The organism is Agrobacterium sp. MS2 (genome assembly GCF_003261015.1).
Lineage (GTDB): Bacteria > Pseudomonadota > Alphaproteobacteria > Rhizobiales > Rhizobiaceae > Agrobacterium > Agrobacterium pusense.
Genome location: NZ_QLNF01000009.1, coordinates 1 through 10,439 on the forward strand (window position 1 = coordinate 1; position 10,439 = coordinate 10,439).

General features: G+C 58.9%; 9 protein-coding genes and 1 pseudogene. 2 read left to right on the forward strand and 8 right to left on the reverse strand.

From position 1 onward, the window contains the following. Window positions 1–57 precede the first annotated feature (57 nt). Window positions 58–639 carry a recombinase family protein gene (locus DOU54_RS03885; RefSeq protein ID WP_035218831.1) on the reverse strand — a complete coding sequence of 194 codons (582 nt, stop codon included), beginning with the start codon at window positions 637–639 and terminating at the stop codon, window positions 58–60. A gap of 165 nt (window positions 640–804) precedes the next feature. Between DOU54_RS03885 and DOU54_RS03890 the strand changes: the two genes are divergently transcribed. Next, window positions 805–3,771, forward strand: a complete 2,967-nt coding sequence (locus tag DOU54_RS03890) for a Tn3 family transposase (RefSeq protein WP_024897960.1) — start codon at window positions 805–807, stop codon at window positions 3,769–3,771. 57 nt (window positions 3,772–3,828) lie between these two features. Continuing rightward, entirely contained in the window at window positions 3,829–6,636 is a 2,808-nt protein-coding gene (locus DOU54_RS03895) for a Tn3 family transposase (RefSeq protein WP_286079858.1), read from the forward strand. 199 nt (window positions 6,637–6,835) lie between these two features. Here DOU54_RS03895 and DOU54_RS03900 read toward each other — a convergent pair whose 3' ends face one another. From DOU54_RS03900 to DOU54_RS27855, 7 genes and pseudogenes are all read right to left on the reverse strand, one after another. Further along, the gene (locus DOU54_RS03900; protein WP_146617326.1) at window positions 6,836–7,966 is read right to left on the reverse strand and encodes a site-specific integrase; all 1,131 of its coding nucleotides are present in this window, start codon (window positions 7,964–7,966) and stop codon (window positions 6,836–6,838) included. Then, a complete protein-coding gene (locus DOU54_RS03905; protein ID WP_193603294.1) occupies window positions 7,963–8,133 on the reverse strand; it encodes a type II toxin-antitoxin system Phd/YefM family antitoxin in 171 nt (56 codons plus the stop codon). The genes DOU54_RS03900 and DOU54_RS03905 overlap by 4 nt, the downstream gene beginning before the upstream one ends. Window positions 8,134–8,143: 10 nt before the next feature. Continuing rightward, on the reverse strand, window positions 8,144–8,521 hold the full coding sequence (locus DOU54_RS03910; RefSeq protein WP_113730758.1) for a type II toxin-antitoxin system VapC family toxin: 378 nt from the start codon (window positions 8,519–8,521) through the stop codon (window positions 8,144–8,146). Then, the gene (locus DOU54_RS03915; RefSeq protein WP_113730760.1) at window positions 8,518–8,811 is read right to left on the reverse strand and encodes a type II toxin-antitoxin system Phd/YefM family antitoxin; all 294 of its coding nucleotides are present in this window, start codon (window positions 8,809–8,811) and stop codon (window positions 8,518–8,520) included. The genes DOU54_RS03910 and DOU54_RS03915 overlap by 4 nt, the downstream gene beginning before the upstream one ends. 386 nt (window positions 8,812–9,197) lie before the next feature. After that, complete coding sequence (locus DOU54_RS03920) at window positions 9,198–9,842, reverse strand: DUF6904 family protein (protein WP_113730762.1); 645 nt, start codon at window positions 9,840–9,842, stop codon at window positions 9,198–9,200. 37 nt (window positions 9,843–9,879) lie between these two features. Beyond that, window positions 9,880–10,302 (reverse strand): type II toxin-antitoxin system VapC family toxin, encoded by a 423-nt coding sequence (locus tag DOU54_RS03925; RefSeq protein ID WP_113730764.1) that lies wholly within the window; start codon window positions 10,300–10,302, stop codon window positions 9,880–9,882. Beyond that, window positions 10,299–10,439 (reverse strand): annotated as a pseudogene (locus DOU54_RS27855) (prevent-host-death protein); the annotation flags it as partial. The gene DOU54_RS03925 and the pseudogene DOU54_RS27855, both read right to left, overlap by 4 nt.

The window sequence follows — 10,439 nt, forward strand, 5'->3', positions numbered from 1 at the left end:
AGGCGTCACGACACGAAAGTGGCGAATCTGTCCGACTTTTAAGAACGTATCCGGAACTCAGGTTGGTTTGACCGTGGATGTCGTTGCTTTTTCGGCCTTGAGAGCTTCGTAGAGGGCGGTTTTCCCGATTTTCACGCGGGCCGCGGCTTCCCGGACGTTCAAACCGGCCGCCAGATGCTGGCGGGCTTTGGCAAGTTTGTCCGGGGTTACGACGACTTGTCGGCCACCGCGTCGGCCGCGTTCCTCTGCGGCTTGCAGACCGGCACGTGTTCGTTCCCGGATCAGATCGCGCTCGAACTGTGCCAGCGCGCCGAACAGGTGGAAGACCAGGCGACCGCCGGATGTCGTGGTGTCGATGTTTTCGGTGATGGATCGGAAGCCGACGCCTTTGGCCTCCAGTTCGGTGATGATCTCGATGAGGTGCTTCATCGACCGGCCGAGGCGGTCGAGCTTCCAGACTGTGAGCGTGTCGCCGTCGCGAACGTAGCGGATCGCCTCCGCCAATCCGAGTCGGTCAGTCTTCATGCCGGATGCCTTATCCTCGAACAGCCTTTCACAACCTGCTTTGCGCAAAGCGTCGAGTTGCAGGGCGGTGTCCTGGTCGCCGGTGGAGACCCTTGCATAGCCGATAGCGGTCATGAGACGTGGTTTGTCCGTTTTTCCGTTGAATACGGACATTGTCCGATTTGCCGTTTCATGACAAGGTTTGCGGACAAGAACTGTGGATGCCGCGAAACGTTCGTTTGTCGGACACGCATTTTCCGTTTCGCTGCACTCTCCGCGGCGAAACGGGAAGATCAGTGAATGGCGCGAAGAGCATTACTGAGCGAGGCATGGTGGCAACAGGCGACGATCATCCCGGATAACGAAAGGGAGATCGCCAAACATTATACGCTGGATCGATCGGATCTCGACCTGATCATGCGACAGAACAAGGCCGCGAACAGACTGGGCCTCGCCTGTGTTCTGGCCACGCTACGATACCCTGGCCGACCGCTTGCGGATGGCGAGGTCCTGCCGGCTGGCGTCTTACGATTTCTGGCGCGGCAGATCGGCGTCGATCACCATGAGATCGAACGTTATTTCGAGCGCCCACAGACGCGGCGCGAGCATCTGGCCCTGCTTTTCGACAGAATGCAGATGCGTCCGTTTGTGCCTTCGGACGTGCGGGCACTCACAGGCTGGCTGACACCTGCCGCACAAACCCTGCGCCAGGCCGATGTATTGGCGGATATGGTCGTGGAAGAACTGCGACGCAGGAGAATTCTCTTGCCAGCGCGGCCAGCGCTCGAAGCCATCATTCATGTGGCGATCAGGCGCGGCATTCGTATTGCTCATCGGGCCTTGGCCGGCGGGATCTCAGAAGGCCAAAAGCTCGATCTGGACAAGCTTCTCGATCCGCGTGAGGGGACAAGCGTGACCATTCTTGCCTGGGCGAGAACGCCGGCATTGTCGCCAGCCGCCGTCAACCTCGACAGAATTGCCGAGCGCATTCGCTTTCTCCGGTCTCTGAACCTGCCGACGACGTTGATGGATCGAATTCCGGCCAAGGTCTTTGACGAATTTGCTGCAGAGGGGACGCGAATGAGCGCGCAGCATCTGCGCGACCTTAACACCGAACGCCGACATGCTGTCCTGGCTGCAACAGTGCTCCACCTTTCCCGCCATCTCACCGATTGCGCGATCGACATGTTCAAGAAACTCATGGGCATCCTGACGCGGCGAGCCAATAACCAGGCGGCTGCTCGCGTCACCCGATCCGTTCGGGAAGTGCAGACGCCGTTGAAGGACGTTTCAAAAGTCTGCCATGCGATCATCAAGGCTAGAGAGAAGGGTGAGGACATGGCCAAAGCGCTTGATCTGGTCATCCAATGGCCAGCTTTTACAACCAGTGTCCAGGCGGTCGATACGCTGATCGCGCCGGATGTTATCGACGGTAAAATCGAAATGCTCCAGCGCTATCCGACGATCAGGAAACTGGCGCCACAGTTTCTCTCCACTCTCGTGTTCCGCGGTCACGCAGTGGCGGCGACCCTCTTGCGGGCGCTATCCGTGGTCGCGGGTCTATATCGTACGGGCAAAAGGACCATACCCGACAAGGCACCGATCTCCTTTGCGCCGAAGGGCTGGATGCCTCTCATACTCAAAGATGGAAAGATTGATCGCAGGGCTTATGAGCTTTGCCTGTTCAGCGAATTGAAGCGCCGGCTCGATGCGGGCGATGTCTGGGTGGAAGGAGCCAAACGCTTCCAGTCTTTCGAAAGCTTTCTCATTCCCACGCCGACATTCGAGCTGATGCGTGAGGAAGGACCGCTTCCAATCGCCGTTGATACCGATGTCGAGACGTATCTTCGCCAACAGCGCCAGCTGCTGAACGATGGACTGGCTGACCTCTCGCGTCTGGCCGCAGCCGGCGAGCTCGACGATGTAGAACTGACCGGGGCGGGGTTTAGCGTCACGCCGCACAAGGCTATGTTTCCGGACATCGCCAAGTCGCTGAAGCTAAAGGTGGAAAGCCGTCTGCCTGCGATCCGCATCACTGACCTTTTGCTCGAGGTTGACGCCCGAACGGAATTTTCGAACGCCTTTACCCATTTGCGCAGCGGTCGGACGGCCGACAACAAGCTTGCGCTCCTCACCGCCATCCTGGCGGACGGCATCAATCTCGGTCTCACGAGAATGGCGGACGTTTCCCCCGGCATTACGATGCGCCAACTCGCCTGGGCGCACGACTGGCATATTCGCGAGGAAGGTTACACGGCCGCGCACGCCATTCTCGTCAACGCCCAGAGGCAATTGCCTCTGGCAAGCTTGTGGGGCGATGGAACAACGTCATCCTCCGATGGCCAGTATTTTCCGGCGGGCGGACACGCCGAGGCGATCGGCGACCTCAACGGCCGCTATGGTCCCAACCCCGGCGCCAAATTCTACCGGTTCACCTCTGACCAGTACGGCGCTTTCTACATCATCGCCATGAATGCCAATGCGAGCGAAGCCATCTATGTCCTCGATGGACTGCTCTATCATGGCAGCGATCTCGCCATCGAAACCCACTATGTCGATACCGGCGGGGTAAGCGATATGAGCTTCGCCCTTTGCCATCTCGTTGGTTTCCAGATTGTGCCTCGGCTGCGCGGTCTCAAGGATCGCAAGCTCTATCTCTTCCCGGGCGACGCGCCTCCCGAAAACCTGGCGCCGCTCGTTGGCGAGCACATCAACGTCGAGCGGATCAAGGCAAACTGGAACGACATCCTGCGGCTGGTCACGACGATCCGTTCCGGGCAGGTTCGGCCTTCGACGGTGTTGGCAAAGCTGTCCGCATTCCCACGCCAGAACGGACTGGCGTTGGCGCTACGCGATCTCGGTCGCATCAATCGGTCCATCTTTCTGCCCCAGTGGTGGCAGAACCCCGAAATGCGCAGGAACGCGACGGTCGGCCTCAACAAGAGCGAATCCCAGAACACCTTGGCCCGCGCACTGTTCTTCAATCGCCTCGGAGAATTGCGCGACCGGACTTTCGAGAGCCAGTTCTACCGAGCATCTGGACTGAACCTGCTAATCAACGCCATCGTCTACTGGAACACACTCTATCTCGAACCGGCGTTCGCCGAGCTCAACCGAGATGGCATTCCCACGCCGCTTGACATCATCAAACACATTACCCCACTCGGCTGGCAGCACATCAGTCTCACCGGCGATTACATCTGGACCCCAACAGACGGCGTTGATCTCAGGCCATTGCGGCGCGAAACATCTATCCTCGCAGCGTGATCACCATACGTTCTCAAAAGTCGGACAGATCCAACACTTTCGTGTCGTGACGCCCTGGTGCGTGATCTCGGTCGTCCGCTCCGCGCTGGGGAAGTTCCGCCTCAGGCAGTCGTCTCCGTTGTCGCCGACCAGTTGGGCATCGACGCTGCGGTGTTCGCACTCTATGCCCAGCGGGAGGAAACCCGTCGAGAACATACGCGGGAGATTGTCGTCGCACTGGATCTCCGGCCCGTCCGGGCGAGCGATTATCGATCCCTGATCACCGCGGCGGCACGCGAGGCAGCCGCTACCGAACAAGGCGAGCCGATCACCAAGGCCGTGATCGAAGCCCTGAAGGAGAGGAAGCTGCTCGTTCCTGTGCCGGAACTGCTGATACGTCTGGCGATGGCGGGCCGGGCGGCAGCGCGACGACAGGCTTATCGCGGCTTGATCCGGGGCATGGAGCAACCGTCCATCGAGGCGCTTGATCAGCTTCTCATCGATCGGTCCGGCGATCGGAGCCATCTCGGCTGGATTGCGGAAGCGCCGGAGGGGACGAAACTGAAAAACCTCAAGGGCCTGATTGCCCGGCTTGAGGTTCTGCGTTCGGCGGCGATTTCCGATGAGCGACGTAAAACGATCCATGCCAACCGCTATGGCATCATCGCCCGGGACGCCCGCATTCTGCATGCCCGTGAGATACGACGCCTTACATCCGAGCGCCGCTACGCCACGCTGACGGCGTTCGTCATCGAGAGGCAGGCGGCAATCACCGACCTTGCGATCGACATGTTCTGCAAACTGATCGGCAGCACCCGGCGCAAGGCTGAACTGAGCCGCACAGAACGCCGGCTGAAAGAAGCCGAGATTCTTGATGGGGTGGCGCTCGATCATCTCAAGCTTGGCGAGGCGCTTCTGGCCGCCCGTGAGAACAACACCGATCTCGCATCCGCAATTGCAGTCTCACTCGGCTGGGACGGATTGACCGCCAGCGTGGCCGCAGCCAGGTCCGTCGTGCGCCCCGATCGCAGCGACGAATTCGATGAGCTCATAGAGCGGCACAAATCGCTGCGAAAGCTGGGCAGGCTCATGTTCGGCGCGTTCTCTTTCCGGTCGTTTCGTCCCGATGATCCGGTTTTGAAGGCAGTGGATCATCTGCGTGCGCTCTACAGTGGCAGGAAACTACCCGCGCAGGTGCCGTTCGCGTTCATGACGCGCAAGTGGCGGCGACGTGTGCGCTCGGACGGTGTCACCATCGACCTTCGGGCTTGGGAAGTGGCGGTACTCGTTCACCTTCGGGAGCGCCTGCGGGCCGGTGACATATGGGTTGATGGCAGCCGAGCATGGCGCAGTTTCGAGGATTATCTTCTGCCTCGACCGATCTTTGCCCTGATGCGCGCCGAAGGCCGGCTCGGGCTTGCCATCCCTGACAGCTTTGCCGAATGGCGAGCCGAACGCACCGCCACGCTCGACGCGAAACTCAAAGAGCTGGCAAGGGCGGCGGCCGCCAACGCCATTCCGGATGCGGCTATTTCCGACAAGGGTTTGTCGGTCTCCCCGATCCGCGAGGAGGAGCGTGACGGGATCGTCGCGCTCAGCCGGCGTCTTTACATCCTCGTTCCCCGGATCAGGATCACCAGCCTGCTTGCCGAGGTCCACAGCTGGACCAGGTTCCTTGACAGCTTCACACACTATCGCACCGGCGAGACGGCGAACGACGAGCCGGCGCTGATGGCCGCTATCCTTGCCGACGCCACCAACGCCGGTGCTGAACGCATGGCGGAAAGCTCACGCGGCGTCACGATCCACCAGATGATGCTGATGGTAGATAGGCATCTGCGCTCGGAAACCTATGCTACGGCGACCGCCGTGCTGGTCGATGCGCAGCAGGCTCATCCCTTCGCCGCGGTCTGGGGCGACGGTCATATCTCCTCCTCGGACGGGCAGTTCTTTCCGGCAGGCGGGCGCGGTGAAGCCAGCCTCGAATACAATGCAAAATACGGCAAAAGACCAGGTGCTTCGGTCTATGGCTTCCTGTCCAATCGTTTCGCCTCCTTCTTCTCCCGGATGATCCAGGCGTCCGAGAGCGAAGCGCCCTACGTGCTCGACGGCCTCCTTCACAACGAAAGCTCCGTCGAAATCCATGAGCATGCAACCGATACCGCCGGCGCGACCGAAACGACATTCGCTATGTTCCATGGCTTCGGCTATAGGCTCATTCCTCGTATCCGCAATCTCGGCAATCGCAGGCTCTTCGTCATCGATCCCGACGCGGCGTACGACCCGCTCGGGGCGCTGATCTCGGGAGCCGTCAACATGGATGTCATCGAGCAGCACTGGGATGAGGTCTTGCGGCTGAAGTCATCGATTGGCGCGGGCCTCGTGCCGCCGTCCGTCATCCTCAAGAAGCTTGCCGCATCGCCTCGGCAAAATCGGCTCAATCAGGCGCTACGCGAAATGGGCCGGATTGAACGCTCGATCTTCATCTGCGACTGGTTGCTCGACACCAAGCTCCGGCGCAGATCGCATGCCATCCTCAACAAGGGTGAAAGCCGTCACGCCCTTGCCCGGGCGGTCTTCCTCCACCAGCTTGGCGAGCTGCGCAACCGCGTGGCGGAAACCATGGCCTATCGGGCGTCAGGTCTCAACCTCGTCGTCAACGCCATTATCCTGTGGAACACCGTCTATCTCAGCCGCGCTGTCGATTATGTCCGCACCCAGGGCATCGATATTCCCGCCGAGCTGCTCTCCCAAGTCGCACCACTTCCCTGGGCTCATATCGCACTCACCGGCGACTATCTCTGGAACGAAATTGACCGACCCCTCGAACGCTTCAGGCCGATCCGCGCTAACCGTTTCAATCCAAACAACTTCGCTTTCCCTTAGCGGGTATTATTGCAGAAATGCCCACGGAGCCCCAAGAACACAAGGCTCTCGCCAACCAACTGAAACAGCAGAAGGACGACAAGTCCACGAAGCATGGGGCTCTCCTAGAATCGCATTTGGGCCAACAGCCCGGGCATTTGAGTGTATCGTCAAAGACTGCGCTGTTTAAATTCTCAACGCCTCCGGTCGATGGACAAATTCAGTTTAGAAGGCGGGATGCACGGCCGCTGCGTCTCTTAGCGTGGTTATAGTATTCCGAAGCCTGCTGAACGGATCGGTGACGCGACTGCTCCATGGCTTCGGGTAGAGGAATGCCGCAGTTCGCCGCTTCTGTCAGGTAGCCGGAGCGCAGCCCGTGCGCCGAAAACTCCGTCGGATCGAGCCCGGCCAGTTCCGCCCGGTGCTTCAGAATGTCATTGATGGCCTTCGGGTCTAGCTGCCGGTGCGAAACATTGCCCCAGCGATCGATCGCCCTAAAGACACTGCCCTTATCGATTTTTGCAGCGGCAAGCCACGCGTTTAGTGCCTCCACCGGTCGACCGCTGAGGTAGACAACTTCATCACTGTCGGCGCCGCTGGTCTTCGTGCGACCGAGATGAATGGAAAGAGAGGGCAGGGGAGGGGCTCCGTCAATCTGGATCGGTTCTTCCGGCTGCAGCTGCTCGATCCTGAGGCCTGCGATTTCGCTGCGACGCCGGCCGCCGGAGCCGAAGGCGACCATTAAAATCGCACGGTCTCTTACATCACGTAAGCTGCTGGTCTTGCAGGTCGCGATTAGCCTGGACAAAATATCTGCGGTAACGGCCTTGGCGCTTTTCCGCTTCCTTGGTCGCGGCGTTGCACGCACGGCCAATCGGATTGCGGACCTGAGGGCAGGGGAACTGAAACAGCCATCCAGCCCGCGCCATTTCGTCAGCGTCGACCACGTGGCAAGGCGCCGGCGCACAGTGTCAGGCGCATGCGGTCCGGGCGACCGAAGCAACCCTTGAACGCGGAGCTTCTGCTCGACATCAGCTGGCATGCCGTGATCGGGATCCGTCAGACGCTTTTGCGCGTCCCAAAGATGCTGCGCAACGAACTTGAGGAGCAGTGCTTCAGGTGCAGGCCAAGGGAGCGAGCGGCCGGTGGCGGCCAGCGACCAAGCCTGTAGATATGCAAAATCAGACGTCAGGGCTCGAAGGGTATTTTCGCCCATGCCCTGGTGGACCAGATGGCGCAGCGTCTCGATATCCTGGTCGGTCAGAAGCTCAGCCAGTTCGTCACGGCGCTCCATCGGCAAGACTGCAGCAATCGTGTCGAGATCCTGGACGCGGCGGTCAACCGCACTCATTTCGGTAGTCCGTGTTCGTCGTAAGAGGCGATCTTCCGCGCGATTGGCGTGAGCAACCCGACCGGTATCTCGTCTCGGCAGATCACTATCTCATCGCCACGGCATGCCAGTTCAATCAACTCCTCGAGCCGTTCTGCCGCTTCCGTTACATCAACAAGAATTTTCACAGCTTTTTCCTCACCAGACCCTCTCCTGCAGTACGGCATCGAACACAACGTCCGTCGAGATCAGTGCGCAATGCTCGAGCCGTGTCTGCGCAGCAAGGATCCGGTCCCACGGGTCCCGGTGCTCCCAGTCGAGGGCCGCGGCAAGTTCCGCATGCAAGTCACTGATGGCTAGTGTCTGGAAGCCGCTCGACGTGATAGCGGCACGCAATTCCTGCGGCTTGAGGTCAAGCTTCTTCAGCCGCATCTTGTTGTCGAGTTCATAGAAGGAGACGGCGCTGACGAGAACGGCGTTACGCTTGTCTTCGATGAGGGAGCGTGCATTTGTTGAAAGTCGCGCGCTCCCGATCGTCCACCAGTAGACGGCATGGCTGTCGAGAAGAAGCTTCAAGAGTGCTTGCCCCCGTCGCCCGCTTCACCTTGGAAGACCCCGACGTCGTCGTTCCAATCGCCGGCATCAATGGCCGTCTGCTCAGGATCATGCTCGTCAAACAGGTTGTCCGGGAGACCCCGCCGCGCCAGGAGTCCGAACGGTCTCTTACCGGCGGGATCAGCCGGACCGATACGGGCATAGATCTCATTGCCGCGCATGATGATGATCTCTTCGCCCTGATTGGCGCGATCAAGAACCTCGGCGAAGTTCTTGCGCGCCTCGCTGATCTTGTAGTGCGTCTGGGACATTGTTGACTCCGGTTTCCGCGCTTTGACGGCAAACTAACACTGGAGAGGACGATGTACAAATAAAACGTACATATCACATCCGATAAGGGTTACTTATCGGTGGTGAGCCACCGCGGGCACATTAATGAGAAGTACGGAACCGTATTGTCCATATAGCTTTCGCTTAACGAATCATTTACCATAAATTCAATGTCTTACGATCTCGCGAAATTACCCATCCAGAGTCTGCTGGGGGGTAGGCGGGGCTGATTGTGTGGCTTTCAGCTCCCGATTTCAATTGAAGCGCTAAGCGAAAAACTTTGTCTTCAGCTTTGGGCTTGCGGTTTCAACGGAGGGTAGGGAAAGGGAACCCATCCGGTTGAAATCACTATCGATGTGCCAGTGATTTACCACCGAGGATCGGGCCATTCCGCGTTTTCCCAGGTTGCGAACTCTGTTGGTGAAATTAAGTTCTTCTCACCGTTCTTCAGTCGCATGGCGAAGAGGCGGTCGTACATGGGATCAAAGCTGGAAAGTAACTGGGCGAAGCCTGCTTTTCTTTGTGCTTTCGTCCATGAGCAGTAGAGCCCCCCGCGGCTGTTCATCATGTCGATGACTGCCGGCTGCGCTGGATCAAGGCGCTGCCAGAGACCAATGATGTTCTCGGACTGTGCGCCAAAATCGTCGCGTAGCGCATCTTCGATGACGGCCTCCAGAGCGTAGGTGATCGCTTGGGTCTTGGCGGTATGGCTGAGAAACGCGAGGGATTGTCTCAACAGCCTCTGCTGCAGCAGAAGAACTGGCCAGAGGATCTGGACACCGTATCGAACACCGATTTCTTCAAAATGCTTAGGCGGCTGGATAATCTCACGTTGCCGCTCAAGGGCTTTGCGCACATCGTAGGCCAGGCCCAGAAACGAGCCTTCCTTGTCGATAATAACCGGTGAGCGGTCATTCACCTCGTGGACGACCTCATGCAGCCAGGTCAGGGACGTGTGGTCTCCGACGAGCAGGATGCCAGCGTGGTTTCTGAGCAAGCTGTACGAGAGCATGCAGCCTAATCCTTTCCACCGACAAACATGGGGTTATTCAAGCCGCCCATGGGTTGATTATATCAATTCCGAAGCCTTCAAAATCCTTGGTGTTGCGTGTCGCAAGCGTCAATTGGTGAGCGACGGCAGTGGCTGCAATCAGCCCGTCCATCGAGGAAAGCCCACGACCGCTTCGCTTGGCAAGTGCCATGAGATCGCCCCAGGCCAAGGCAACTGGTCGTTCCACTGGAATAATCCGATTTTCGAAGCGCTGAGGCAGATCATGCGCGAGCCACTCGCCCAAGACATCACGTTTTCGTCCGCTATCCATCAACGCGACGCCGCGTCTAATTTCAGCAATCGATACGATGCTGATGAACGTGCGGTCTTCGTCCAGCCCGTGAAGCCACTTCAGAACGGCTTCATCCGGGCGAGGTTTCGTAACTTCCGACAGAACATTTGTATCGAGGAGCAGCCTCATAACGACAAGTCACGTGGCTCGTCATGCTGCCGTTCAAGATCCAGATCCGCGCCGCGCAGCGGCGAGGCCAACAGAAATTCCGCCAGCGATCCCCTGCGTCCAGTTTTCTTCTGCCACTCATCTGCAGAAACTACGAC

What these genes read in the sequence shown, in the direction of transcription:
- DOU54_RS03890 (WP_024897960.1), top strand. Translation starts at nt 805, where the DNA reads ATGGCGCGAAGAGCATTACTGAGCGAGGCATGGTGGCAACAGGCGACG.
- DOU54_RS03900 (WP_146617326.1), bottom strand. Translation starts at nt 7,966, where the DNA reads ATGAGTGCGGTTGACCGCCGCGTCCAGGATCTCGACACGATTGCTGCA.
- DOU54_RS03885 (WP_035218831.1), bottom strand. Translation starts at nt 639, where the DNA reads ATGACCGCTATCGGCTATGCAAGGGTCTCCACCGGCGACCAGGACACC.
- DOU54_RS03920 (WP_113730762.1), bottom strand. Translation starts at nt 9,842, where the DNA reads ATGCTCTCGTACAGCTTGCTCAGAAACCACGCTGGCATCCTGCTCGTC.
- DOU54_RS03925 (WP_113730764.1), bottom strand. Translation starts at nt 10,302, where the DNA reads ATGAGGCTGCTCCTCGATACAAATGTTCTGTCGGAAGTTACGAAACCT.
- DOU54_RS03915 (WP_113730760.1), bottom strand. Translation starts at nt 8,811, where the DNA reads ATGTCCCAGACGCACTACAAGATCAGCGAGGCGCGCAAGAACTTCGCC.